The organism is Nocardiopsis protaetiae, assembly GCF_045446735.1.
GTDB classification, from domain to species: Bacteria; Actinomycetota; Actinomycetes; order Streptosporangiales; family Streptosporangiaceae; genus Nocardiopsis; species Nocardiopsis protaetiae.
The window spans coordinates 1-21463 of the sequence record NZ_JBJJBV010000014.1 but is presented as its reverse complement, the minus strand read 5'-3'; the positions used below and the strand labels follow the sequence as shown (position 1 = coordinate 21463).

General features: G+C 71.7%; 29 protein-coding genes and 1 pseudogene. 10 read left to right on the top strand and 20 right to left on the bottom strand.

Annotation, left to right across the window (positions count from 1 at the left end; all coding sequences use genetic code 11):
• Window positions 1–18: 18 nt before the first annotated feature.
• The 15 genes from ACJOT3_RS03765 to ACJOT3_RS03695 all read right to left on the bottom strand — a co-directional run bounded on the left by ACJOT3_RS03765 (window position 19) and on the right by ACJOT3_RS03695 (window position 7722).
• Window positions 19–204 carry a hypothetical protein gene (locus ACJOT3_RS03765; RefSeq protein ID WP_406968776.1) on the bottom strand — a complete coding sequence of 62 codons (186 nt, stop codon included), beginning with the start codon at window positions 202–204 and terminating at the stop codon, window positions 19–21.
• Window positions 204–977 (bottom strand): DNA-methyltransferase, encoded by a 774-nt coding sequence (locus ACJOT3_RS03760; protein WP_406968774.1) that lies wholly within the window; start codon window positions 975–977, stop codon window positions 204–206. The genes ACJOT3_RS03765 and ACJOT3_RS03760 overlap by 1 nt, the downstream gene beginning before the upstream one ends.
• Window positions 978–1043: 66 nt before the next feature.
• A complete protein-coding gene (locus tag ACJOT3_RS03755; protein ID WP_406968772.1) occupies window positions 1044–1691 on the bottom strand; it encodes a WhiB family transcriptional regulator in 648 nt (215 codons plus the stop codon).
• On the bottom strand, window positions 1688–1960 hold the full coding sequence (locus tag ACJOT3_RS03750) for a hypothetical protein (RefSeq protein WP_406968770.1): 273 nt from the start codon (window positions 1958–1960) through the stop codon (window positions 1688–1690). Before ACJOT3_RS03750 ends, ACJOT3_RS03755 begins: the two co-directional genes overlap by 4 nt.
• On the bottom strand, window positions 1957–2514 hold the full coding sequence (locus ACJOT3_RS03745; RefSeq protein WP_406968768.1) for a RuvC family protein: 558 nt from the start codon (window positions 2512–2514) through the stop codon (window positions 1957–1959). Before ACJOT3_RS03745 ends, ACJOT3_RS03750 begins: the two co-directional genes overlap by 4 nt.
• A gap of 65 nt (window positions 2515–2579) precedes the next feature.
• The gene (locus ACJOT3_RS03740) at window positions 2580–3185 is read right to left on the bottom strand and encodes a hypothetical protein (protein ID WP_406968766.1); all 606 of its coding nucleotides are present in this window, start codon (window positions 3183–3185) and stop codon (window positions 2580–2582) included.
• Between the two features lie 271 nt (window positions 3186–3456).
• Window positions 3457–3618 (bottom strand): hypothetical protein, encoded by a 162-nt coding sequence (locus ACJOT3_RS03735; protein ID WP_406968764.1) that lies wholly within the window; start codon window positions 3616–3618, stop codon window positions 3457–3459.
• Window positions 3615–4670: a phage recombination protein Bet gene (gene bet, locus ACJOT3_RS03730; protein WP_406968762.1), complete on the bottom strand. Its 1056-nt coding sequence runs from the start codon at window positions 4668–4670 to the stop codon at window positions 3615–3617. Before bet ends, ACJOT3_RS03735 begins: the two co-directional genes overlap by 4 nt.
• Complete coding sequence (locus ACJOT3_RS03725) at window positions 4670–5611, bottom strand: YqaJ viral recombinase family nuclease (RefSeq protein WP_406968760.1); 942 nt, start codon at window positions 5609–5611, stop codon at window positions 4670–4672. The genes bet and ACJOT3_RS03725 overlap by 1 nt, the downstream gene beginning before the upstream one ends.
• On the bottom strand, window positions 5608–5952 hold the full coding sequence (locus ACJOT3_RS03720) for a hypothetical protein (RefSeq protein ID WP_406968758.1): 345 nt from the start codon (window positions 5950–5952) through the stop codon (window positions 5608–5610). Before ACJOT3_RS03720 ends, ACJOT3_RS03725 begins: the two co-directional genes overlap by 4 nt.
• The gene (locus ACJOT3_RS03715; RefSeq protein WP_406968756.1) at window positions 5949–6452 is read right to left on the bottom strand and encodes a hypothetical protein; all 504 of its coding nucleotides are present in this window, start codon (window positions 6450–6452) and stop codon (window positions 5949–5951) included. The genes ACJOT3_RS03720 and ACJOT3_RS03715 overlap by 4 nt, the downstream gene beginning before the upstream one ends.
• Window positions 6430–6876 (bottom strand): hypothetical protein, encoded by a 447-nt coding sequence (locus ACJOT3_RS03710; RefSeq protein ID WP_406968754.1) that lies wholly within the window; start codon window positions 6874–6876, stop codon window positions 6430–6432. The genes ACJOT3_RS03715 and ACJOT3_RS03710 overlap by 23 nt, the downstream gene beginning before the upstream one ends.
• Window positions 6873–7136, bottom strand: a complete 264-nt coding sequence (locus ACJOT3_RS03705) for a hypothetical protein (protein WP_406968752.1) — start codon at window positions 7134–7136, stop codon at window positions 6873–6875. The genes ACJOT3_RS03710 and ACJOT3_RS03705 overlap by 4 nt, the downstream gene beginning before the upstream one ends.
• A 74-nt stretch (window positions 7137–7210) precedes the next feature.
• On the bottom strand, window positions 7211–7483 hold the full coding sequence (locus ACJOT3_RS03700) for a helix-turn-helix domain-containing protein (RefSeq protein ID WP_406968750.1): 273 nt from the start codon (window positions 7481–7483) through the stop codon (window positions 7211–7213).
• Window positions 7480–7722 (bottom strand): helix-turn-helix domain-containing protein, encoded by a 243-nt coding sequence (locus tag ACJOT3_RS03695; protein ID WP_406968748.1) that lies wholly within the window; start codon window positions 7720–7722, stop codon window positions 7480–7482. Before ACJOT3_RS03695 ends, ACJOT3_RS03700 begins: the two co-directional genes overlap by 4 nt.
• A 207-nt stretch (window positions 7723–7929) precedes the next feature.
• Between ACJOT3_RS03695 and ACJOT3_RS03690 the strand changes: the two genes are divergently transcribed.
• The 6 genes and pseudogenes from ACJOT3_RS03690 (at window position 7930) to ACJOT3_RS34815 (ending at window position 12976) form a co-directional block, all read left to right on the top strand.
• Complete coding sequence (locus ACJOT3_RS03690) at window positions 7930–8457, top strand: hypothetical protein (RefSeq protein ID WP_406968746.1); 528 nt, start codon at window positions 7930–7932, stop codon at window positions 8455–8457.
• A gap of 288 nt (window positions 8458–8745) precedes the next feature.
• On the top strand, window positions 8746–8889 hold the full coding sequence (locus tag ACJOT3_RS03685) for a hypothetical protein (protein ID WP_406968744.1): 144 nt from the start codon (window positions 8746–8748) through the stop codon (window positions 8887–8889).
• Window positions 8890–9071: 182 nt separating this feature from the next.
• On the top strand, window positions 9072–10487 hold the full coding sequence (locus tag ACJOT3_RS03680) for a tyrosine-type recombinase/integrase (protein ID WP_406968742.1): 1416 nt from the start codon (window positions 9072–9074) through the stop codon (window positions 10485–10487).
• 281 nt (window positions 10488–10768) lie between these two features.
• Window positions 10769–10984 (top strand): SHOCT domain-containing protein, encoded by a 216-nt coding sequence (locus tag ACJOT3_RS03675; RefSeq protein WP_406968740.1) that lies wholly within the window; start codon window positions 10769–10771, stop codon window positions 10982–10984.
• A 207-nt stretch (window positions 10985–11191) separates the two neighbouring features.
• A pseudogene (locus ACJOT3_RS34820) lies at window positions 11192–11926 on the top strand (ATP-binding cassette domain-containing protein); the annotation flags it as partial.
• Window positions 11927–12073: 147 nt separating this feature from the next.
• The gene (locus ACJOT3_RS34815) at window positions 12074–12976 is read left to right on the top strand and encodes an ATP-binding cassette domain-containing protein (protein WP_431652318.1); all 903 of its coding nucleotides are present in this window, start codon (window positions 12074–12076) and stop codon (window positions 12974–12976) included.
• Window positions 12977–13033: 57 nt separating this feature from the next.
• Here ACJOT3_RS34815 and ACJOT3_RS03665 read toward each other — a convergent pair whose 3' ends face one another.
• From ACJOT3_RS03665 to ACJOT3_RS03655, 3 genes are all read right to left on the bottom strand, one after another.
• On the bottom strand, window positions 13034–13462 hold the full coding sequence (locus ACJOT3_RS03665) for a VOC family protein (RefSeq protein WP_406968736.1): 429 nt from the start codon (window positions 13460–13462) through the stop codon (window positions 13034–13036).
• Window positions 13380–14333: a helix-turn-helix domain-containing protein gene (locus ACJOT3_RS03660; protein ID WP_406968734.1), complete on the bottom strand. Its 954-nt coding sequence runs from the start codon at window positions 14331–14333 to the stop codon at window positions 13380–13382. The genes ACJOT3_RS03665 and ACJOT3_RS03660 overlap by 83 nt, the downstream gene beginning before the upstream one ends.
• 107 nt (window positions 14334–14440) lie before the next feature.
• Window positions 14441–15853 carry a sugar porter family MFS transporter gene (locus ACJOT3_RS03655; protein WP_406968732.1) on the bottom strand — a complete coding sequence of 471 codons (1413 nt, stop codon included), beginning with the start codon at window positions 15851–15853 and terminating at the stop codon, window positions 14441–14443.
• Window positions 15854–16176: 323 nt separating this feature from the next.
• Here ACJOT3_RS03655 and bioB point away from each other — a divergent pair, with 323 nt between their 5' ends.
• Window positions 16177–17238, top strand: coding sequence for a biotin synthase BioB (gene bioB, locus ACJOT3_RS03650; protein ID WP_406968730.1), 1062 nt, complete (start codon window positions 16177–16179; stop codon window positions 17236–17238).
• 68 nt (window positions 17239–17306) lie between these two features.
• Here the strand turns inward: bioB and ACJOT3_RS03645 are convergent, their stop codons facing one another.
• The gene (locus ACJOT3_RS03645) at window positions 17307–17588 is read right to left on the bottom strand and encodes a YiaA/YiaB family inner membrane protein (RefSeq protein ID WP_406968728.1); all 282 of its coding nucleotides are present in this window, start codon (window positions 17586–17588) and stop codon (window positions 17307–17309) included.
• 79 nt (window positions 17589–17667) lie between these two features.
• Window positions 17668–18786, bottom strand: coding sequence for an NAD(P)/FAD-dependent oxidoreductase (locus ACJOT3_RS03640; RefSeq protein ID WP_406968726.1), 1119 nt, complete (start codon window positions 18784–18786; stop codon window positions 17668–17670).
• Between the two features lie 168 nt (window positions 18787–18954).
• Between ACJOT3_RS03640 and ddaH the strand changes: the two genes are divergently transcribed.
• The 3 genes from ddaH (at window position 18955) to ACJOT3_RS03625 (ending at window position 21447) form a co-directional block, all read left to right on the top strand.
• Window positions 18955–19701, top strand: coding sequence for a dimethylargininase (ddaH, locus tag ACJOT3_RS03635; protein ID WP_406968852.1), 747 nt, complete (start codon window positions 18955–18957; stop codon window positions 19699–19701).
• A gap of 82 nt (window positions 19702–19783) precedes the next feature.
• On the top strand, window positions 19784–20782 hold the full coding sequence (locus ACJOT3_RS03630) for an NAD(P)/FAD-dependent oxidoreductase (RefSeq protein ID WP_406968724.1): 999 nt from the start codon (window positions 19784–19786) through the stop codon (window positions 20780–20782).
• A 26-nt stretch (window positions 20783–20808) separates the two neighbouring features.
• Window positions 20809–21447, top strand: a complete 639-nt coding sequence (locus ACJOT3_RS03625) for a class I SAM-dependent methyltransferase (protein WP_406968722.1) — start codon at window positions 20809–20811, stop codon at window positions 21445–21447.
• The last annotated feature ends 16 nt before the right edge of the window (window positions 21448–21463 follow it).

Here is a 21463-nt window from a genome sequence, read left to right as displayed (position 1 = left end):
CGGGCTTTTCGGCGTGCGTCACGGCCACTCCCCATCGGTGGGCATCGCCCTGACAAGGTGCGCGGCGTAGTCCTGGCCGTGCTCGTCCAACATGACCGCGAGCTCGCGGGCAAACGCTGCGCGGACCTGCTGGTCGTGGACCTGCTCGGGGTCGTGCTGTGCGGTGGCGGCGGGCGGGACGAACACCGCGTCGTAGTCGTGCATCACGCCCCCACCTCGAACGGCAGGTGGGGCTGGGCGTCGATCGCGGACAGGCGCTTCGCCGCCACCTCGCAGTACTCCTCCGACGCTTCCACGCCGACCGCCCGGCGTCCCATCTCCCGGGCGGCCACGAGCGTGGACCCGGACCCCGCGAACGGGTCCACCACCAGACCGCCCGGCGGCACGCTGTAGTGGATGAGCGGCTTCAGGATCTCCACCGGCTTCTGGGTGGGGTGCCCGCCGCGGACCTGCGGTGCCTGGATAACGGACCACTGGAGACGGGTGCCGTCCTCAACCCAGGGGCGACTGCCGACCTCACCCGTGTGGCTCTGGCCGGGCTTTTTGCGACCGTGGTGGCCGTGACGCATCGGTGGGCCGACCCGGGGGATGCGTGGGGTGTCGTGGTGCACGTCGCCCCACGCCCCCTGGTACCAGTGGGTGATGGTTTCGTGGACGCGGCGGAACCGGTCGGCAGCGAACCCGGACCCGCGGGGCTTCTGCCACACCACGTCCTGCCCGAATTTCCAGCCCGCTCCGGTGAACTCTCCCCAGCGGGGTCCGAAGACCCGCCAGGACCCGAAGCACCACAGGGCGGGCGCGATGGTGGCGGCGACTTCGAGCCATCCGTCGGGCCAGATGTCCCAGGCGAGGGAGGTTTCGGCGCCGTAGGGCGGATCGGTGATCACGCAGTCCGCAGTGAGTCTCAGGGCGGGCAGGATCTCGCGGGAATCGCCGAGGTAGAGGGCGGTCATCGAATCGGAGTAGTAGGGCTGCATGTCCCCTCCTGGGGGTGTGTGGTGCCCGCCGTGGCCGGGCTCAGGCCAGCAGCCACGGCGGGGGTCTTAGGCGGCGGTGGTCTGTCGGGGTCGGGCGTCCGGGTCGTCGATATCCACCCCGTCCCACGCCTCAGCGGGCAACCACCCGGCAGCGACAGCAGCAGCCCGCGTGTCACCCCGGGCCGCCTTCACCGACGGCGGCGTGCCCAGCAGGACCGGCAGGATGCGCCGCACCGCGTCCGCCAGATCGGCGGGCACGGTCTTCGCGTCCCCCTCGCGGATCATGTGCAGGTGACCGGCCCGGCCCATGCCGATGGCGGTGCACACCCGGGTGGTGCCGTGTCCGGCGAGGGCGAGCGCTTGGAGGCGTCGCCGGGTTCCGGCGGCGGGCACACGGGGTACGGCGGGCTTCTTCTCGGCGGGACCAGGGGTGGGTGCGACCCGGCGTTGCCGGTTGCGGCGTTCGGCCTTGCGTTCCTCGGCGTCCATGCCGCCCCACACCCCGTACCGCTCCGGGGCGGCGAGCGCCCATTCGCGACAGGGCACGAGGGCGGGGCAGCCGGCACAAGTGCGCTTGGCCCGCTCGGTCCCGACTCCGGTGTCGTCGAAGAACAGGTCGGTGTCCTGGTCGCGGCATGCCGCCCGGTCACGCCAGTCCGTAGCGGGCGCGGTGGTGCGCTGGTCGCGGGCGCCAGCGGCCCGGTAGAACCTCATCGGGGGGTCCTCTCTCCGGCGTAGCGGCCCCACACCTCGTGGACACCATCGGCGGTCGTGATGGCCTGTGCGTCGTAGCGGCGGGACGCGTAGGCCGGGTAGACGCCGCTGCGGATCTGGTAGGCGATGTTGTGGGCGGCCTTGCGGGTGGCGTAGGCGGCGACGCGCACCCACTCGTCGGTGTCGCGCATGGCGGCGGCGAGCGCGTGGTGGTCGGTCCGGCCCGTGCGGCCGTGGTCGGCGGGGAGAACCGGGGCGGTACGGATCACCGGGGCACCGCCAGTTCCGGCCACTTGGCCTTGTCCAGGCGGGCCACCTGCGCGGCGGGCAGGTCCACGATGGGGTGTCCGAGCCACTGGAGTCCGGCGGCGCGCAGCCACCAGGCGTCGCACTGGTCGCCGCCCTTGTCGTCCTCGAACTCGCGGCCTGCCCGTTTGAGCGCTGCGATCGCCATGGGGGTCTTGTCGCCGCTGCCCTTGCCGGTCGCGAACGCCTTCAACGTGGCGGGAGCGATCAGCGCGAACGGGATGGCGTGGTCGATGAGCAGGCCGCGCACGATCCCGTGGACCATGCCGGTGATCCCTGCGGACTTGGCGTGGGTGGGCAGGTCCTCGATGACGGCGAGGTTGACCTCGTCGCTGAGGATGAACGGGTTGACCTCTGCGGCCTGGACGATCAGGTCGGAGATGCTGTCGCGGATCTCGGTGAGTCGCAGGTCGCCCTTGGAGGTGGGCTTGAGGGTGTGGGTGTCGCCGTTGGGCAGGGCGATCGCGGGTGAGGTGAGACTGAGGTCTAGGCCGATGACTCGGGGCTTGCGGTCCATGTGTTTCTCCTGCGTGTGGGGGGCGGCCCCCGTGCCCCCGCAACAGGGGCCGCCCTGGGGGTTGGTCAGTCGGACGGGGCCTCGAACGCGGCCTTCTCATTCGTGGTCCGGCCCGCGTAGCTGATGGACTCGACGAGGCGCAGGGTGGCGCTGCGCATGTCCTCGATGCCTCGCTGGTACGCGGCGGCGACGTCGGCCTCGCGCGCCTTCTCGGTCTCGCGGAGCTTCCACGTCGCGACGTGGACCTCGTGCTTCAGCTCGGCGATCGTCGTCGCCACGTCGAGAGCGTCCTGGTCGATCACCCCGGACAGCACCCGGATCACCGCCGCGATCTCCTCCGTGGGCACCTCCCACGCGACATCCGGCGGAGTCGTCAGCCCGTCGCCGTCCACGGGGTCCACGCTGATCTCGACGAACCCGGAGCGGAGCGGGTACGCGCGGATCCGCCGCCCGGCCAGACGGGCGACCTTCCCGCCCGCGCGGGCGGCAGCGGCCACCAGGTCACGGCCAGCCGTCGCGGCGTCCTCAGCGGACACCTCCCACGCGTCAGCGGGGGTGGTGATTCCGTGGGGCCCGTCGGGTGTGGCGGCAGAGACGAGGATGTGCCCGTCCGAGTCGGTGGACACCTGGAGGTCACGGCGGGGGTACGGGGTGTGGGTGGTCTCACTCATCGGGGGTCTCCCATCGGCTTCGGGATGCGGACCTTCTCAGTGCGGATCCACTCGTGGTGACCGACCTCGTGCGCGTACCGGACCCCGTGGCCCTCACGGGGCACGTCGCAGGCACCACACGGCGCGGTCGGCAGAGGGGTCGGGACGGGAGGCGGCGGGTCATCTGGGACGACCTGCACAGTGCGACGGTCGATCTCAGCGGCCCGCTCCTCGGGGGTGGGGCCCACCGGCCCTGCCACACGGCGAGACCGGGGGAACCAGGACAGGGGGCTCACCGGGGCACCTCCCGGTCCCACCGGTCCTGGCGGAGCTTCTTGGCGATCAGCTCGTCAGCGTCACGGCCCACAGCCCTGTTCAGCCACCACGCCACCAGGACCACAGCCACCACTAGCCGGGCGGCCACATCCATCTGGAGGACATCGAGCAGGGTCACGACGCCACCTCCTCGGCGTACTCGTCGAACGTGGCCTGCTGCTCGTCCGGGGTCACACCGTGCGGCTGCTCCACACCCCACGGGTCGTCCTCGACGATCTCGGCATCCACCAAGCCCGACTCATCGACCTCCGCCGGAGCCTCCCCCGGCTTCGCGATGGGCTCGTCCGTTCGCGCCATGTCCGCGAGCCGGTCGATGACCGCGTCCGCCTCAGCGGCCGTCAACAGCCGCGTCACCGGGATCTCCCGGCCCGCGACCTCCGAGCACACCGCCAAAGCGGCGTCCTTGCCGAGACCCAGGTCCCGGAACCGGCCGAACATCTCGTCGGTCTGGTCCTTGCGGATCATCGGCTCCGACGTCGGGGTGTACATGCCGACCTGCGCGGCGGCTGCGGTCTGGATCGTCTCCCCCGCCTGCCCCACCGTCGGCTCCTCGGTCGGGGTGTGCTTCTCCATCTCCTCCGGGGTGTAGATCCCGGCCAGGTCCTGCGAGAACGCCGCCTTCAACGCCAGGGCCTCGGCGACCTTCCCGATCATGTGGGAGGGCTTGGACGCCCACAGCGCCATCAGATCGCCGCCCTTCTTGCGAGCGGCGTACTCCTCGAACACCGCCACCGCGACGGTCGGCTCACGGAACCCCTGCTTGTACACGCCACAGCGGGCGGCGACCGGGGGGCGCTTCTTGTCCAGCCACACGTCACGCCAGACACCGTCCTCACCGCACCAGGAGATGGGGGTGCGGCCCTCGTACCGGCCGGTGCGCTCCGCGATGACCCGCAGCCCATCGATCCCTGCCTGGATCGTGTACTTCCAGCTCTCCTCGCGGGTGCGCGGGTTCCACTCCTTACGGCCGATCATGTAGATCTGACGAGCGAACGGGTCGAGGCCAGTCCTCTGGGCGTAGTGCAGGAACACCAGCTGGTCGCCCTGCGGGGCATCGGCGATACCGATCTGCGCGAGCGCGGCCTTCTGCGGCTGGGTCCACTCGGTCTGGTGCGGGTCCAACGCCAGCACACCGGTGTTGGTGACGGCGATCTCGGTCGTAGCGGTCATCACGCGGCCTCTTCTTCCTGGTCGGTGCGGGCGGGGGCGGGCATGTCCGGGAGCTTCGTCCCGGCCTTCACGAACGGGGTGCCGCCTCGGATGGACTGCCGGTTCGCGATCGTCATCCCGAGGTAGCGGGCGCGCTTGGCGTCACCCATCCGGTCCGCGAGCACGGACCGCTCGTAGAGCTCGCGCTCCTCTGCCGCCTTCAGCGCGTTCTTCGCCGAGCAGTACGCGGCGGCCTCCTCATAGCTGAGCTCCACGTCCACGGGCTGGATCTGCGGGTGCAACTGCCGCACCGTCTGGTACGTGGACTCCGCACCGTCAAAGGTCGGCGGGGCGTTGAACATCAGCGAGTCGATGAACTCCTCCGCTTTGAAGCGCAGGATCGCGGCGGCTTCGGGGTCGTGGTGGACCACGTAGGACCGGAACTCCAGGCGGGCGGTCAGCACGGCGACGTGCGCGACCGGGAGACCCAAAGTGTCCATGTACCACTGGATCTGCGTCCGGTAGTACAGGGGGATTTCGTCGGTGCCGGAGTGACCCCAGGTGTCGGAGTCGTCCTGGCCGTCGGTCTTGATCTCCAGGATCCCGACCGGCTTGCCGTCCTGGAGGAGGAGCCCGTCGGGGTTCGCGAGCTGGTAGTCGCGCTCCCGGTGCGTGTAGGTGCCACCTGTGACCACCGTGTACTCGGGGTTCTGGTCGGCCCACCAGCGGCGGATGCCGTCCTCCAGGTAGTGGCCCCGGGCCTGCGCGTCCGTGGTCTCTCCGTCGGACACGAGCCCGGCCTTGAGGTGCCAGAGCCGGTACGGGGACGTCCACGGGGACCGTCCGAGCACAGCGGCCATGTCGGACCCGCCGAGGCGGGAGGCGCGGGCGGCGTGCCATTCCGGGGAGCCGGGCTCCCACGAACCCAACAGGCGCCCGGTCGGGGTGTTGATGGCGGTCACTGGTCGGCTCCCTTCACGCGGACCTCGAACCGGTCCAGACGCTTGCGCTGCTCGTGCGGGTTGGCGGTGATCCACTCCGGGCTGTAGATCAGCTCCCACAGCTCAGCTGAGGTCACCAGACGGCCCGGTTTGAACTCGCCCGGGTGGGTGCGGACGACCCGCCCCTGCTCGTCGGTGTGCTCGGGCCACTCGGTGGTGTCCGTGCCGACGCCCTTGCGGCAGTAGGTCGCCTGCGGGCACGCGGGGTTCGGGCCACGGTGGTAGCGGATCGTGTCGTCGGCGCGGACCTGGATGGTGGACCCGCAGTAGGGGCACAGGGCGTGGACCTTCGTGGGGTTCACCAGCCCACCTCCTCGTCGGGGTCGATGGGGAACTTCGGCTGGTAGTCGTCGCGGTTGGGCAGCAGCAGGTCGTGCGCCTCGGGCCACACCGAGTCGGCCTCCGGAGGCGACATCAACAGATCGCCGTAAGCAGCGGCCACATCCCGCATGCAGTGCGCGTCCCGGTCCGGCTCAGCCACCGGGTCAGCGCCCATGTCCGACAGGCCCGCGTCCACGTCAGCGGCGATCGCCGCCATCAGATCCGCGTCCGACAGCCGGTCCGTGTCGAACTCGCCGCGGGCGGCACGCTCCAGGGTCAAGGCGTCGGCCAGGCCCTTCGAGGACGCCAACGCGACCGCGATGCCGGCGTCACCGAACGCCGCCAGCATGTCCTCACGGGCGTCAGCGCCTTCCACGACCGACTGGTACGCCAACTCGGCGTCATCGACGGCGCGGCGGAGTATCTGCATGTACTCGGGGAACCCCATCGGGCGGGCCTCATCGCTCAGCACTGCGGTCACCTCCCTGGCACTGCTTGTGGTGGGCGACGGCGGCCTCAGTGGTCTGCCGCGAGTCGATGAACGGCCCCTCGTGGTGGCCACGCCGGCAGGTGAACCCGAGCCCGTCGGCGTCCGGCACCCACAGGCGGTCCTCGTTGGGGTGGGGCTGCGACGCGTGATAGCGGCGCTCAGCGTCAGCGGCATCCCGGTAGCGGCGGGTCTGCTGGCGGGCGGCATTCGCACGGGCCGCGGGCGACGCGTCGACCATCAGCCGGGCCAGCCCGTCGCCGCGCTCGGGGAACAGCAGCCCGAACCCGTCAGCGGCGTTGAGCTTCGCAATCTGGGAGTCGGACACGGTCACGCCGAGGCCCCGCAGGGTGTCGATCAGGGCGCGGACGCGCGCGCCACCGTCATCGGGCAGGTGGTGCAGACCGGCGGCGGTCATCGGACAACCTCCTGCTCCTGCTCCCACAGGTACTGGAGCTCCCGGGTCATGTACTCCTGCTCCGCGTCACGGACCGCGCCGGCCATGGCCGACAGGGTCGCGGCCACGTCACCGGGGTGACCGGGAGGGAACGCGAGGGTGATGGTTCCGCCGTCGGGGGCGGTCACCACCAGGGCGGGGAGACCATCGCGGACACGCATGTCCACGTCAGCGGAGAGCGGGAGGACCACCCTCTGCTCGGTCGGGATACGATTGGTCACGGCACTTCTTCCTTTCGTTGAGGTCGGTGCCAATGCCCTCGTCCGGGTCACAGCCGGGCGGGGGCGCTTTCGTGTCAGGCCTGCTGCTTCTTGCGCAGGCGAGCCGGGATCTTCGGTTCCAGAGGGGTCACATTGCGCGGCGCCACCACACGAGGGCTCCGGCGCTTCACCGCCGGGACCTCCTCGAACTTGCGGATGATCTCGGTGACGTGCTCGTCGGTGAACCGGTACGAGCCGCCGAGCATCGTGAACGGCACCTCGCGGCCCTCGCAACGGGCCCGCAGCCACGACGGCTTGATCTGAAGCTGCTCGGCGACCTGATCGAGAGTGAGCACCCGGTGCGTCATGCGGCGCCCTCCTCACTGGTGTTGTGAGCGACGATTTCGTCTGTGGCCACACCCAGCTCGCGAGCGATTCGGATGAGCACCCGCTCGGAGGCTTTCGGCCTCCGCCCGCGCTCGATGCGGGACAGGTAAGGGGTGGTGATCTCGGCGCGTTTCGCGAGGTGGTCCAGCGTCCACGCCCGCAGCCGGCGGAGTTCCCTGATGCGGGGCCCGTTGGCCGGGAGGGTTTCGGTCGGTGGCATGTCGCCAGTTTGCCTATCGTTGCCGATCCATGTCAACACGAACTGGCGAGTAACTTCATTGTCGCAGGCTCAACGCCTATGCACGTGCACATAGAGTGGCATAGTGCCACTGTGGGCAACTTTTTCCGATCTTGCTACTAGGCAACCCTGTGAGGCAGCCCTAAACTTGCCTAACGTTGCCTATAGACGTGGTTCGGAAGAGGAGACATGGACACCCAGGCATGGCAGCGACTCGCCCGCGAGCTCGCCAAACGCAGGGCCGGACTCCGGCCCGAATGGGCAGACAGGACAGTGTTCGCCCGCGACAACGGGCTGAGCTACCGGTCGCTGTCCGACCTGGAGACAGGCCGCCGCGACAACTACAAGCTGAGCTGGCTGACCAAAGTCGAAGCCGCCTACCGGTGGGAGACCGGGTCGATACAGCTCATCATCGACGGCGCCGACCCCATCCCCCTCGGCGAACCCCCCGCGGCGACAGCCTCCCCGGAGCCCGCCTGGGACGAGGAGCTACGCGGCCCCCACCCGCCCCTGCGGGAGGGCGAGGAACTGCGCTGGCGGCACGCGGGTGACGGGCTGCGGAAAGTCGAGTTCTCCGTGCGCGGGGTGTGGGCCGAGAAGCGCGTGCCGGCCGATGCCCCGTGGGAGCGTGTGGTCCCGGAGTTGCGCTGGGAGCTGATGCAGAGCATGGCGAAGGCGACGCAGGTGCTGGCCCAGAGCATGCGCCCCCCTGAATGACGGAGGGTAACCAATGCGGCTACGATTATCGCCCTAGGTAACTACCTAGGGCGATTTTACTATTTGCGGGCATCCACGGGCCTAGGCATGACGAAACCCCGTACCTAAAGTCAGGAGTCCGCCCGGGAAGCCCGCAACGGAGGGGGATTCCTGAGGCAGGAGGGGGGAAAGTCCGTTTTGACCACGCTACAAACCAATCAGGCCACAGGTCCCATAGTCCTCAGAAAGGGAGAAATCCCCTACCCCGACGCCGACCCCGTACTGATCACAGGCTGTGACATGTGGACGGTGGCCACCATCCACCCCGGTACCGACCCGGACCGGGCCGCACAGGAGATCACCCGGCGCATCCCCCACACGCCCGCGTGCCTGAGGGACCGCCTGTCCGAACTGCTCACCGACCCGAGCAGCGGACCCATCCGAATCCGGTGACCCCGGCCCCGCCTTCCCCCGGGGCCGACACCACCGCTCACCCCCGCTACCCGGACCCATCCACCGGGGCAACCCCCACTACGAGAACAGCCCCGGCCACCCGCAACCGGGGCTCTCGCATTCCCCCTCCCCCACGTCCCACCAGCAGTGCATGATGGAGGCATCCACCCCCGAGGAGACCGATGGCCTACGCAGAGAAGCTGGTGAAGTCCTGGCGTGCCTGCTGGTACGTGCCCGGCCGCAAAAACGCCGTCAAGGAATCCGGGTTCCCCACCAAGAAGGCCGCTGAAGACTACGCCGCCGAACAGGAAGTCCTCGCCCGCCAGCGCGGAACCCGCGGCGACGCCCACCAAATCAACTTCCGCGCCTGGGCCGAAGAGTGGTTCTCCGGCATCCACCTCGAACCCGCCACCATGCGCAACTACCGGTCGGTCCTGACCAACCACCTCCTCCGCCAGTGGGGCGACTGGAAGATGGCCGACCTGGCTCACGCCGACGCCGCCATCGCCACCTGGAAGAACGAACTCCTCGGCTCCTACGCCGACGGCACCGTCAACGGCATCATGGGCAAGCTCGTCACCATCCTCGGAGACGCCGTCGACCAGGGCATCATCCACCGCAACCCCGCCCTCGCGAAGCGACGCCGCGGCAAGATCGCACCCAAGCGGAAACGCCAACGCGAAACCCGCTACGAGGAGATCACCGACCCCGTCGGGGCGCTCCTCGTCGCGGAGCGGGCCGCGTTCCTGTCCGGGCGGCCCGACGAGTTCATCCTCCTCACCGCGAAGTACTGGCTGGGGCTGCGCTGGGGGGAGACGATCGGACTCACCGCTGAATCGGTAAACACCAGCTTCCACCTGCGCAAGCAGCTCTACGAGCACACCCGCAAGCGGTTCTACTGGAAGGAGCCCAAAGCCGGGTCCGAGCGGATGCTGGACGTTCCGCCGTTCCTGGTCGACCTCCTGGACCGGCAGGCCCGCGACGGCGCCCGTCAGGAGGCCACAGGGCGGCTGTGCCCGTGCGGAGAGGGCCTGCCCCAGGAGTACCGGCACGAGACCGGCATCCACCTGTTCACGGGCGTGGACGAGGTCCACCAGCGCGCGAACCCGTTCCGCTCCTACCTGTTCGGCCCCGCCGCACAGGGCCTGTACTACGCCGGCCAGTCGCAGGAGTTCCCCGTCTACTACTCCGATGCCGACGACCCGTGGTCGATCGTGCCCACCGGCAAGGGCGTCCGCCAGCCCACCGATCCGGCCGGGAAGTGGGAGCCGGTCCGTGAGGGCATGAAGCCGCACGGGCTGCGGCACTCGCACAAGGTCGTCCTGGAGGAGCTGGGCACCCCGAAGGTGTTGATGGACGACCGGATGGGGCATGTGGACCAGTCGACGTCGGCCCGGTACTCGCATGTGACGCCGTCGATGCGCCGTGACCTCGTGGACGGCCTCCAGGAGCGGTGGGAGAAGGCGCTGGCGCAGCGTGCCGCCATGAATTTCGAGTCGCCGGTGCCGCTGGTCAACGCCCTTTTGGACGCCCACTCCAGATCCACTCCAGATCCAGGCTCTCGACGCTTGACATCCCGTCGGGGTATGGTGGCCTAGAAGCGGTCACTACCAGCGGTTTCAGAAGCCCCCGAGAGACTGCCGCGGACCTGCGAGAGGCCGAAAACGCTTCTCGGTGTAGGAGTCGTGGTTGTCCACGAGCAGAACGCGCATCCCGCCCCTTCGTGATGTGGATGGCGACATTCCAGGATACGGCGCCCGCCCGGGTCCGGGGTTCTCCACAGGTGGCGGCGGCCCCTGGTGCGGGCGGGGCGGCCCGGGTAGACAGGAGGTGAGGGCTTTTGCCCTCACCGGCTTCCCCGCACGGAAGGGAGTTCGCGGTGACCGCTTTCCTTTTCACGGTCGTGGTCATGGTCCTGGTGGCGCTGGGCGTCTACCTGGTGGTCACGGTCTCGGCCGTGGCCGACACCAAGAGGATCACCCCCGACCGGCCCCACCCCGTGGTCGACCGGGCCCAGGAGGAGCTGCGGCTGAGATACGCGCGCGGGGAGATCGGGCGCGAGGAGTACCTCCAGCGCAAGATCGACCTCGAATGAGCGCCCGCGCCCCGCCCCGGGCGGGTGATTCCCGGAGGCGGTGTGGGTTTCACCGTTGGCAGCGGGCGGCGGAGCGTGTACAGTGACGGCCGTCCTGTTGTCTACGAATGAGGTGGACGTTGCGCATCTGAGGTTCGCGATCATCACGCGGCACGGCCCTTTGTCGGCCGCCCGCCACGGCCCCGGGCCGTCGGTGGAACCGCGTGGATGGAACCTCGGTGCACGAGCCGTCTCCTCAACGGGACCTCTCACCTTCTCCTGTCGGCCCCGGCCGCGTGGTGCTCGCATACGAAGCCCCTTGTCACTTCGCTTCCGTATTGCGAGAGAACCATGTCCCAACCCACTGTCGCCGGTGCCTCCGTGGCCGTTTCCGCCCTGGGCTTCGCCTGGGCCGACGGCACGCCCGTCTTCGATGACCTGTCCCTGACCGTGGGCCGCGGCCGCACCGGTCTGGTCGGCACCAACGGCTCGGGCAAGTCCACCCTGCTGCGCCTTTTGGCAGGGGCCCTGCGTCCCGCGTCCGGGTCGGTCACCGTTCACGGGCGCCTGGCCTACCTGCCGCAGAACATCACCCTGGACACCGGCCTGCGCGTCGACCAGGCGCTGGGCATCGCCGACACCCGTGCGGCGCTGGCCGCCATCGAGACGGGCGAGGTGTCCGAGGAGCACTTCGAGGCGGTCGGCGACGACTGGGACGTCGAGGAGCGCGCCCTGGCCACCCTGGGCGAACTCGGCCTGGACGGCATCGACCTGGACCGCACCGTCGGGGAGATCTCCGGCGGCGAGGCCATCCTGCTGCGCCTGGCCGCCCTGCTGCTGGAGCGCCCCGACGTCCTGCTGCTGGACGAGCCCACCAACAACCTCGACCTGTTCGCCCGCAAGCGGCTCTACGACGCCGTGGACTCCTGGCGCACCGGGACCCTGATCGTGGTCAGCCACGACACCGACCTGCTGGAGCGGGTCGACCGCATCGCCGAGCTGCGCTCGGGGTCGGTCACCTGGTACGGGGGCGGCTGGTCGGACTACCAGGAGGCGCTGGCGGTGCAGCAGGAGGCCGCCGAGCGCACCCTGCGCGCCGCCGACGCCGACATGAAACGCCAAAAGCGGGAACTGGAGGAGACCCAGGTCAAACTGGCCCGCCGCCTGAAGCAGAACCGCAGGGTGCAGGCCCAGGGCGGCATCCCCAAGATCGCCGCCGGCAACCTCAAGCGCTGGTCCCAGGAGTCCTCGGCCAAGCTCAAGGGCGTCCACGAGGACCGGATGCAGGAGGCGCGCGAGCGCCGGGAGGAGGCCGCCGAGGCGGTGCGCGGCGACGCCGAGATCAAGGTGGAGCTGCCCGAGACCGCGGTGCCCTCCGGACGCGAGGTGCTCAGGGCCGAGGGGCTGACCCCGGTGCACGGGGCGCTGTCCAACGCGGACCTGTGGGTGCGCGGCCCCGAGCGGATCGCCCTGGTGGGCCGCAACGGGGCGGGCAAGACCACCCTGCTGCGCACCCTCCTCGGGGAACTCCCTCCCCGGGAGGGGGCGGCGCGGGTGTTCGTCCCGGCCCGGTTCCTGCCCCAGCGGCTGGACGTGCTGGACGACGCCCTGACGGTGGCCGAGAACGTGGAGCGGCTGGCGCCGGACGTGGAGGACCAGCGCGTCCGCGCCCAGCTGGCCCGGTTCCTGTTCCGGGGTGCGCGCTCGGCCCAGCTCGCGGGGACGCTGTCGGGCGGTGAGCGGTTCCGGGCGGCGCTGGCGGCCCTGCTGCTGGCCTCGCCGGCACCGCAGCTGCTGCTGCTGGACGAGCCCACCAACAACCTGGACGTGTCCAGCGTCCGGCAGCTGACGGGGGCGCTGGAGGCCTACGAGGGGGCGCTGGTGGTGGCCAGCCACGATCTGCCGTTCCTGGAGTCGGTCGGGATCACCCGGTGGCTGTTCGTGGGCGAGGAGCTGGTGGAGACCACCGCCGAGGGGGTGCGCGCCCTGCTGGCGGGCGAGTCCCTGGAGTGAGCCCGTGTGCCCCGCCGCGGTATCCGCGGCGGGGCACACCCGGCGGGAGGCCCGCGCTCATTCGCCGGGGTAGTCGCCGAAGGACCACAGGTTGCCCTCGGGGTCGCGGACGGTGAACTCCCGCGCCCCGTAGTCGGTGGTCTGCAACGGCCGCACGATGTCGGCGCCCTGGCCGGTGACGTGCGCGTACAGGGCGTCGGGGTCGGCGGCCACCACGTAGACCCCGGCCGTGCCGGGCTCGCGCGACCACGCCCGGCCCGGGGTGTGGTCGCCGAGCATGATCCCGCCGGCGCCCTCGGGCCACAGGAGTTCGGCGTGGGCCACCCGCCCGTCGGGGCCGTCGGTGCGGGCGGTGACGGTGAACCCGAACACCCGGGTGTAGTGGTCGATGAGTGCTGCGGCCTCACGCGCTTGCAGGGTCGCCCACAGGCGCGGCCGGACGGCGGCGGCGGTGCTGTTCTGGTTCGTGCTGTTCTGTGTGCTCATGCCCCCAGGCTCCCCCGCCCACCGGCGGGGTGTCTTGTACGTTCCGGAACTCCCGGGCGGCCCAGGCGGCGGGCGGCACCCCGGCGAAGCGGCGGAACTCCCGGCTCAGGTGCGCCTGGTCGGTGTACCCGGCCGCGGCGGCCACCCCGGCCAGGTCGGCGCGCCCGCTGCGGCGCACCGCCGCGGCGATGCGGGCGCGGGCGTGGTCGAACCGCATCAGGCAGGCCACGGTCTTGGGCGAGCGGCCCACCTCGCGGCGGAACAGGGTGCCCAGGTGGCGGGGGCTCAGACCCACCCGGTGGGCCACCTGCTCCACCCGGGCCCGGCCGCGGGAGGCCGCCAGCAGGTGCCAGGCGCGGACGAGTTCGGAGCGCAGCCGCGGGTCACGGTGGCGTTCGCGCAGGTGGGCGCCGATGAGCGCGAACGCCTCCGGCCACGGGGCGGCGGTGTCGGCCAGGCGCTCGTGCAGCTCCCGCCCGCGCGGGCCGACCAGGGCCAGCCCGTCGTAGTCGTCCACGCCCAGTTCGGCGCAGGGGATACCGAACAGGGAGCGCACGGCCAGCGGGTGCAATGCCAGCTGCACCCCGGCCTGGCCGGGCCGCTGGCGCACGTGGGAGGCCGCCAGGTGCAGCCCGCCCAGGATGACGGGGGCGGGGCGGGCGGCGGCCAGCGAGGCGGCGTCGGGTGCGGCGCGCACCCCCTCGTCCAGGCCGACGATGAAGGTGACCGTCGCCGAGGGCAGGCCCAGGTGGACCGCCTCGGGCAGTGCCGGTGTCCGGTAGCCGAGCATCGACAGCACCCCGGGGGCGGCCTGTGCGGGGGCGGGGGCGAACTCCCAGGCCCGCTCCGGCTCGATCGTGCCTTCGACCATGACTTCGACGCTAACAGAGCGGGCCGACACCGGCCCGGCCGGTCAACCGACCGGCCGGGCAGACGATCGAACGGTCGGCCGGCCCGGCCGGGCGCCGGACCGCCCGCTCAGCCGGTCATCTCCTCCAGCGTCTTGCCCTTGGTCTCCTTGACGAACCGCCACACGAACAGCAGCGACAGCAGCGCGAACCCGGCGTAGATCAGGTAGGACCCGCTCAGGTTCCAGTCGCGCAGGGTCGGGAAGCTGACGGTGATGAGCCAGTTGGTGAGCCACTGGGTGGCGGTGGCCACGCCCATCGCGGCGGCGCGGATCCGCAGCGGGAACATCTCCCCCAGCAGCACCCACACCACCACACCCCAGGACAGGGCGAAGAACAGCACGAACGAGCTGGCCGCCGCCAGCGCCACGGCCGCCCACACGAACGGCAGCGTCACCTCCTCGCCCTCCACCACCGCGTGCCCGAACGCGTAGGAGGCGGTGGCCAGCGCGATCGTCATCCCCACCGACCCCACCAGCAGCAGGGGTTTGCGGCCGATCCGGTCCACCAGCGAGATCGCGATGACCGTGCCGACGATGTTGACGACGGAGGTGAACAGGCTCAGCAGCAGCGAGTCGGACTCGGCGATGCCCACCGACTGCCACAGCGACGAGGAGTAGTAGAAGATGACGTTGATGCCGACCAGCTGCTGGAACGCCGACAGGGCCATGCCGATCCACACGATGGGCAGCAGCAGGTAGGGGCCGCGCAGGTCGCTCAGCTTGGGCCGCACCTCCGAGCCCAGCGCCTGGCGGATCTCCCCGATGCGGCGCTCGACCCGCTCGGTGCCGCCGCCCTCGACCTCGGCCAGGATGGTGCGGGCCTTGTCCACGTTCCCGATCCGCACCAGGTAGCGGGGCGATTCGGGGATGAGCAGGCTGAGCAGCAGGTAGAGCAGGGCGGGCAGGACCTCCACGCCCAGCATCCACTGCCAGGCCTGGATGGGGCCGATCATGTTGTGGGCGCTGCCGTCGGCGATCTGGGCGATGCCGTAGTTGACCAGCTGGGAGCAGGCGATGCCCAGCACGATGGCGAGCTGTTGCAGGGAGCCCAGGCGGCCGCGGTAGGCGGCCGGGGAGACCTCGGCGATGTAGGTGGGGGCGATGACCGAGGCCATGCCGATGGCGATGCCGCCCAGGACGCGCCAGGCGGTCAGGTCCCAGACGTTGAACGGCAGTGCCGACCCGATCGCGCTGATGGCGAAGAGCACGCCGGCGACCTGCATGACCCGGATGCGCCCGTAGCGGTCGGCCATGGTGCCCGCGGTGGTGGCGCCCAGCACGCAGCCCAGCAGTGCCGAGGCGATGGTGAAGCCCAGGACCGCCGAGTTGACCTCGAACTTGGCCTGGATGGCGTCGACGGCGCCGTTGATCACGGCACTGTCGTAGCCGAACAGGAACCCGCCCATCGCCGCCGCGGCGGCGATCATGGTCACGTGGACGATGTTGGCGTCCTCGCCCGTTCCCCCGTTGACGCTTGCCACGCGTTCCCCTCCCTGACGGCCGACTTCTCCAGGGTGGACCCCGCCCCCACGGTACGTCACGTGGGCGATACGTGCTGTAGACACAACGATGGCCGATGTTTGGGCTGTTCGGGGGACGTCCGTGGTCGGCGCGGGCCGGGCGGGCGGCCACGGCGGCACGGAGCGGGGACCCGGGGCGGGACCCGGCGAGCGGCGGCGCGCGACGGTGCGCACACCATCGGACACCGGAGGGCAACGGTCATGTCCTTACAAGAATCCGGCCGGGGTTTTTGGCGTGTTCGGGGGGTGCGCCGCGCGGGGCCGCCCCTTCAGGATCGTGTTCTGTGACGACCTACGAGAACCTGGCCGACAAGGCCCTGCGCCGTGAACTGCCCTCCCGCGACGAACTGCGCGCCGTCCTGGGCTCGGATGACGACGATCTGATGGCCCTGGTGGCCGCCGCCTTCCGGGTGCGGCTGCGCTACTTCGGCCGCCGGGTCAAGCTCAACTACCTCGTCAACATGAAGAGCGGCCTGTGCCCGGAGGACTGCTTCTACTGCTCGCAGCGGCTCGGCTCGCAGGCCGAGATCGTCAAGTACACCTGGCTCAAGCCCGACGAGACCCGCGAGGTCGTCGAGCAGGGGGTGCGGGCCGGTGCCACGCGGGTGTGCCTGGTGGCGTCGGGGCGCGGCCCCACCGACCGCGACGTGGACCGGCTGGCCCCCACCATCGAGGGCATCAAGCAGGAGCACCCGGGGGTGGAGGTGTGCGCCTGCCTGGGGCTGCTGTCGCAGGGGCAGGCCGAGCGGCTGCGCGAGGCGGGGGTGGACGCCTACAACCACAACCTCAACACCTCCGAGGAACGCTACTCCGACATCTGCACCACCCACGAGTTCGCGGACCGGGTGGAGACGGTGGAGAAGGCCAAGCACGCGGGGCTCTCGCCGTGTTCGGGGCTGATCGCGGGGATGCGCGAGGGCGACGACGACCTCATCGACGCCCTGTTCGCGCTGCGGGAGTTGGGGCCGGACTCGGTACCGGTCAACTTCCTCATGCCGTTCGAGGGGACCCCGCTGGAGGGCACCTGGGAGCTGACCCCGCAGCGGTGCCTGCGCATCCTGGCGGCGGCCCGGTTCGTGTTCCCGGACGTGGAGGTGCGCCTGGCGGGCGGCCGGGAGATCCATCTGCGCTCGTTGCAGCCGCTGGCGCTGCACATCGTCAACTCGCTGTTCCTGGGCGACTACCTCACCAGCGAGGGGCAGGCCGGCAAGGCCGACCTGGAGATGATCGCCGACGCGGGGTTCGAGGTTCAGGGGGCCGGTGAGCCCACCCTGCCGGGTGAGCGCCACGACCTGCTGCGGCCGCGCCGCCGGGGCGCCGGAACCGCTCTTCCGCCCAACGCCTGACCCGCGACGCGACCGCGCCGTTCCCGCCGCCGCGACCGGCACCCGCGGCGGTGGGAACGGCGGTGCGGTCAGCGCGCCTGGGGTACCTGCTCGGCGCCGTTCCACTCCTGGTAGTGCTGGGCGGCCGCGGCGGCGGCCTGGTCCTCCTGGCGGTCGCGCACGCACTTGGCCAGGGTGAAGGTCGCGGTGATGACGTAGAGCAGGCCCATGCCCAGGAAGGCGCGGATCCACAGGTCGACGGGCAGGAAGACCACCCCGACGCCGAGTCCGACCGAGGCGGCGGCGAAGGAGATCACGGACTGGAGGTAGAACTGGGCGGTGGACCGGGGGGCGGGGGCGAACGGGTTCATACACCCCATGGTCCCCGGGGGATGCGGGGGTGCGCCTGAGTAGCCCTACTCAGTTCCGCCCGGCCGGTGAGCTGCGAGGTCAGGCCGGGCCGACGGGCCGGTCCGGGCGCAGCGCCGCCAGGTCCTCCTCCGCCTCGCGGCCCATCGCCAGGCGGGCGGCGACCACGCCCTGGTAGGCGCCCAGGGACAGGCCCTCCCCGCCCAGGCCGGTGGCCACGACCACCCCGGGCAGCCGTTCCAGGGTGCCCAGCAGCGGCAGCCCGTCGCGGGTGCCGGGGCGGAACCCCACCCGGGTCTCCACCACGGTGGCGTCGGCCAGGCCGGGCATCAGCTCCAGGGCGGCGGTGAGGTTCTCGGCCAGGCCCCTGGCGGTGACGCGGCGGTCGAACCCGGCCTCGGGTTCGCGGGTGCCGCCGGTGACGACGCGGTCGGGGCCGAACGCGACGGTGTGACTCTCGCGTTCACCGAAGCGCACCACCGGCCAGGGCCGGGTGTCGGTTCCGGGCAGCGCGAAATGGGTCATCTGGCCGCGCACCGGGAACACCGGCAGTTCCACCCCGGCCACCTCCAGCAGGCGCCCGGACCAGGCCCCGGCCGCCACGATCACCGTCGGCGCCTCCAGGTCCTCCCCGCCCACCCGCACCCCGGTGACCCGGTGGCCGTTCCACACGAGGTGGGCGTCGCCCTTGCGGTAGTGCAGGCCGCGCTCCTCGGCGGCGTTGAACAGGGCGTCGCGCAGCACCCGGCCGTGGACGCGGGCCATGCCCTCGACGTACACGCCCCGGTAGGCGGCGTCCAGCAGGGGGAAGCGCTCGCTCGGCTCACCCGGGGTCAGGCGCTCCACCCGGCCCATGCCCTCGTAGCCGGGCATGGCGGCCAGGGTGGAGACCAGGTCGTACCCGGCGTCGTCGCCCTCCAGGTCCACGGACATGCCGCCGACGCGCTCGTACCCGGTGGCCTGGCCGTCGTCGGCGAGTTCGGCGATGAGCCCGGGCAGGTGGGCGGCGGCGCCCAGTTTGAAGGCCCGCACCCCGGGGTCCTCCCAGGGGAGGGGCCAGGGGAAGACGACGCCCTGTCCGGCGGCGGTGGCCTGCCCGGTGTGGGAGGAGTCCACCAGCACGGTGGACACGCCCTTCCCGGCCAGGTGGAACGCCGCGCTGGTGCCCACGATGCCGCCGCCGACCACGATCACGTCCATGGACCCCACCCTGCCGTGCGAGGTCGGTGTGAACAAGCCGAAAGACCCGCGTGCCGCATCCGGGCCCTGGGTAGGGAGCGGCGATAAGTTGTGCGCTCTGAGTTGAGGAGCGCACCCCATCCCTGGAGGTAGGACCCCGTGAACGCGTACTCCCCCGGCGTCGCCCTGATGCGCCGTCCCGGCCCGAACCTGGCGCAGGGCATCGTCACCCACATCGACCGGGTGGAGGTCGACCCGGTGCTGGCGGCCCGCCAGTACACGATCTACCAGGAGGTGCTGGCCTCGGCGGGGTGGCGGGTGTTCGAGGTGGACCCGGCGCCCGAGCACCCGGACTCGGTGTTCGTGGAGGACCCGGTGGTGGTGTGCGGCGACCTGGCCGTGCTGACCCGGTCGGGGGCGCCGGAGCGGCGCGGTGAGGTCGACGGGGTGGAGGCGGCGGTGCGGCGGCTGGGGCTGCGGGTGGCGCGGATCGAGGCCCCGGGGACGATGGACGGCGGCGACGTGCTCCAGGTGGGCGCCACCGTGTACGTGGGTCTGGGCGGGCGCACCGACGAGGCGGGCGCGGCCCAGCTGGAGCGGCTGCTCAAGCCGCTGGGCCGGGAGGTGCGGCGGGTGCCGCTGGGCGATGTCCTGCACCTGAAGTCGGCGGTGACGGCGCTGGCGGACGGGACCGTGATCGGGCTGGAGGAGCTGGTGGACGCCTCCGTACTGGGGCCGATCCGCCGCCCGGCGGAGGAGCCCGGGGCGCACGTGCTGCCGCTGGGCGGGCGGGACGTGCTGATCAGCGCGGCGGCGCGCGGCACGGTGCACGAGCTGGCGGGCCAGGGGTGGCGGGTGCTGCCGGTGGACATCTCCGAGTTCGAGAAGCTGGAGGCGTGCGTGACCTGCCTGAGCGTGCTGGTCCCGGACCTGTGATCGGCCCCACCATCCGCGTTTTTGCCGTTGTGGCAAAGATTTTTGTGGTTTTTGCGGGTGGGGTCGCATCCTGGTCGCGGAGGTGATCGAGGTGACGGAGAACGGCGCCTACGACTACGACGTGGTGGTGATCGGCGGCGGTGCGGCCGGGCTGAGCGGGGCGGTGTCCCTGGCCCGGTCGCGCCGCTCGGTGGCGGTGGTGGACGCGGGCGAGCCCCGCAACGCCCCCGCCGAGGGTGTGCACGTGCTGCTGGGCCGGGAGGGCATCGCCCCCCGCGAGCTGGTGGCCCGGGGCCGCGAGGAGCTGCGCGGCTACGGCGGCGAGGTGATCGAGGGCCGGGTCGTGGGTGCGGCCCGCGAGGGCGACGGGTTCGCGGTGCGGCTGGCCGACGGCGCGATCCTGCGCTCGCGCCGCCTGCTGGTGACCACCGGCCTGGTCGATGAGTTCCCCGGCGTGGCGGGGCTGGCGGAGCGGTGGGGGCGCGATGTCGTCCACTGCCCCTACTGCCACGGCTGGGAGGTGCGCGGACAGCGCATCGGTGTGCTGTCCGCCGGTCCGATGTCGGTGCACCAGGTGCTGCTGATGCGGCAGCTGAGCGATGACGTGGTGTTCTTCGCCCACACCGCGCCGCCCCTGGAGGCAGAGGACCGCGAGCGGCTGGCCGCGCGCGGCATCGAGGTGGTCGAGGGCGAGGTCGCCGCGGTGCGGACCGACGGCGACCGGCTGAGCGGGGTGCGGCTGGCCGACGGCCGGGTGGTGGAGCGCGACGCGCTGGCGATCGCCACCCGCATGGTGGCGCGCGCCGCCTTCCTGGCCGAGCTGGGCCTGCCGGTGCGGGAGCACCCGATGGGGGTGGGCGAGCACGTGCCCACCGAGGCCGGCGGCCGCACCGCGGTGCCGGGGGTGTGGGCGGCGGGCAACGTCACCGACCTGATGGCCCAGGTCGGGGCCGCCGCCGCCGCGGGCACCATGGCGGGCGCGCAGATCAACGGCGACCTGGTCATGGAGGAGGCCGACCGCGCGGTCGAGCGGATGCGCGCGCAGCGGCCGTCCGCCGCCGCAGCCGCGGCCGACCTGTGACGCACACGTACGACGAAGGGGGATCCATGGCGCAGGAGTTCGACCGGGCCTACTGGGAGGACCGCTACCGGGGCGGCCACGGGCACGGGCACGGCGCACCGCCCAACCCGCAGCTGGTGGCCGAGGTGTCCGACCTGGCCCCGGGCCGGGCGCTGGACGCGGGGGCGGGCACCGGGGCCGAGGCCCGGTGGCTGGCCGGACAGGGGTGGCGGGTGACGGCCGTGGACATCTCCCAGGCCGCCCTGGACGCCGCCCGCGAACGCGCCGGCGCGCTGGATGCGGCGGCGGCCGAACGCATCGCGTGGGTGCGCGCGGACCTGACCGAGGAGATCCCCGGCACCGGGTTCGACCTGGTGTGCAGCCACTACGCGCACCCCACCGGCGGGTACCGGGCGTTCTTCGACCGGCTGGCCGGGGCGGTGGCCCCGGGCGGCACGCTGTTCATCGTCGGCCACGACCACGCCGAGGGCCACGGCCACGGGCACTCCCACGGGCACGACGGTTCGCTGGAGCACTCACGGGTGGGCGCCGCCGAGGTCGCCGAAGGGCTGGACCCCGCGCAGTGGGAGGTGCTGGTGAGCGAGTCCCGCAGCCGCGAGGTCGACCGGGGCGGGCGCCGGGCCGTCCTGCACGACTCGGTGCTGCGGGCCCGCCGCCGCACCTGAGGTCGGGGCCCGGGGC